Source organism: Methylophilus sp., from assembly GCF_035460085.1.
Lineage (GTDB): Bacteria > Pseudomonadota > Gammaproteobacteria > Burkholderiales > Methylophilaceae > Methylophilus.
On the sequence record NZ_DATHWZ010000098.1, the window covers coordinates 1 to 2,369 of the forward strand.

Annotated in this window: 3 protein-coding genes; 2 read left to right on the forward strand and 1 reads right to left on the reverse strand. The window is 47.2% G+C overall.

Annotated features, from left to right (window positions below):
- Nucleotides 1–1,060: penicillin-binding transpeptidase domain-containing protein (locus VK958_RS13405; RefSeq protein ID WP_325242178.1), on the forward strand; the 1,060-nt coding region annotated here is incomplete at its 5' end.
- A 3-nt stretch (nt 1,061–1,063) separates the two neighbouring features.
- Here the strand turns inward: VK958_RS13405 and VK958_RS13410 are convergent.
- Entirely contained in the window at nt 1,064–1,750 is a 687-nt protein-coding gene (locus VK958_RS13410; RefSeq protein ID WP_325242179.1) for a hypothetical protein, read from the reverse strand.
- A gap of 295 nt (nt 1,751–2,045) precedes the next feature.
- Between VK958_RS13410 and VK958_RS13415 the strand changes: the two genes are divergently transcribed.
- A complete protein-coding gene (locus VK958_RS13415) occupies nt 2,046–2,285 on the forward strand; it encodes a hypothetical protein (protein ID WP_325242180.1) in 240 nt (79 codons plus the stop codon).
- Nucleotides 2,286–2,369 lie beyond the last annotated feature (84 nt).

The window sequence follows — 2,369 nt, forward strand, 5'->3', positions numbered from 1 at the left end:
GCCTTCAGGGCTGTATATCCCGCAAGATTATGACCGGCATTTCCAGGGTGCTGTCAGCGTGCGTACAGCGTTGGGTGCATCCCTGAATGTACCCGCGATCCGCACCCTCACGCTGGTCGGCATTGACCCTTTTCTCGACAAACTCAGGGGATTGGGCCTAAGCAGCCTGACCCGCGATGCAGATCATTATGGCTTTGGCCTGGCTCTCGGCGGGGCTGAAACCACGCTACTGCAATTAACCAATGCTTATCGCGTATTAGCTAATGGTGGCCAGTGGCAACCAGTCAGCTTTACGCCCGCCAGCGCATCTAAAGGTGGCGGTGAAACCAGGCAGGTGTTCAGCCCGCAAGCGAGCTTTATCATCGGAGATATACTGTCGGACCCCGGCGCAAGAACCATCACTTTCGGGCTATCCAGCCCTCTTTCTACCCGCACCTGGGCGGCAGTGAAAACCGGCACCAGCAAAGCGATGCGCGATAACTGGGCAATCGGCTATACCGACCGCTACACGGTGGGCGTATGGGTAGGTAACTTTTCCGGCGCACCGATGTGGGATGTGTCTGGCATCACAGGCGCGGCACCGGTATGGCGTGACATCGTTGAATACCTTCACCAAAAGCAACACAGCCAGCAACCAGTGGCACCTAGTGGTCTTTTACATCAGCAAGTGCGTTATCAACCGCCGATTGAATCACCGCGGCAAGACTGGGTGATCGCACAAAGCCGCATCACGCAGGTCGTATCCAATCAAATCATCAATATCAATGTTACCCCGGCATCGGCCATGCTGATAGCACCGCCAGACTCCGCTATCATCGCCCCTGATCCGGATATCCCGCAGCAACGGCAGGCACTGCTGCTGCAATCCGGAGGCACGGGTAAATCCTGCATGTTATTGGACAATCGCCCTGTAGCCGCCTGCGGCAGAACAAAAGTTCTAGTGCCCTTGCCTATGCCAGGGAGGCATGAACTGGTGCTGACAGATCCACAAAATAGTATTTTAGACAAACATGTGTTCGAAGTGAGGGGGCTGAATGTACGCCCCTCCAAATCACACTGAAGCCTAAATTGTTAGTCGAGTGAACGGACGCTTGAAATTGCTATTCCTTACAACCAAACTGATTATCGCTAACCCCACGAAAATCATTCCATTCGTTTGGTTTTCCGGTACGGAGCTAATCCAGGTCACTTGCCAGCTGCCAGGTGAATCTTGGTTTGATCCTGAGAATCCACTAAATGGCTCATCATATCCATTGATGTTGTCACTGATAGTAGATGTCAGCATTTGTACGTAATGCGCGCGCCCACCGATAAAGAGATACTGATCTACGGAAATATCCCATGCTGATGGTAGACCTGCTGCATCCATGCTGATGATATCCAGATATGCCCCTACCCTTAGATCATAAGGGGGAAAAGGATCCGGTATTGGTGCTCCCGGATATTCGAGTGTGAAAACACTTCCTTCATAAGGGGTCCCGGTCATTGTGACAGAAATGATATCCGCTAACTGCGTGTCTGGCGAAAGTAACGATGAAGTCCTGATAGCCGCGGTGATCGTACTTTGAAATGTTTTTTCGACCGTAATCCAGTCATCCCCTTCAGGCATTATCGTTGAGGAAGTGACATTAAAAGGCTGCCCAGTGTAACTATAGATATAATCTGCTCTAGCCATACCAGATGACAGCACTAGAGACATCACAACAGAAAAATAAATTGCTGGATGCAATCGATTGAGTTTCCAATGCATAAAACCTCTCCTTTTCTATTCAATATGAAATTGATAGCTATATGCTCGCTCTTAGAACAATAGATCAGAGCGGTTTGAATGCCACTTCAAATTTGTTAGACACTTGCCTGATGATTAAAGATATTACGTACATACATATGTAATACTATTGATCTGAAATTTGATGCTGAACCCCACTATACATTTTAATAAATACATTTGCACAAATAAAATTAGTGAATACCTTTTATAGGATCTTTTTAACTTACTGTAGTCATAAGATGATTAGCAAGAAAATATCAGTAATGGAGCACTCATGTTTAAAATGAAAAAATGGCTTTGGACGCAATGGCAAAAGTTGCTAGGCACTGACCGCGCTTATGCCAGATACCTGAGCCATTTCAATCGCTACCAAACACAAGCAGTTGATGATGAATTGCAGCAATCACTAAACCTTAAACCAATGAGTCGCCAGGCATTCGAGCAAGCCTGGCAAAAGAAAACGCTGAAGCCGACTGGTAAATCCTGTGGTTGCAAACCTGGCAGTTCTTGCTAGCGACAAGAATCAAAAGATTCAAATTAAAAAGCCGCATTTCAATGCGGCTTTTTGAATTAAACGAGCTATAAAAAATTACTTAAA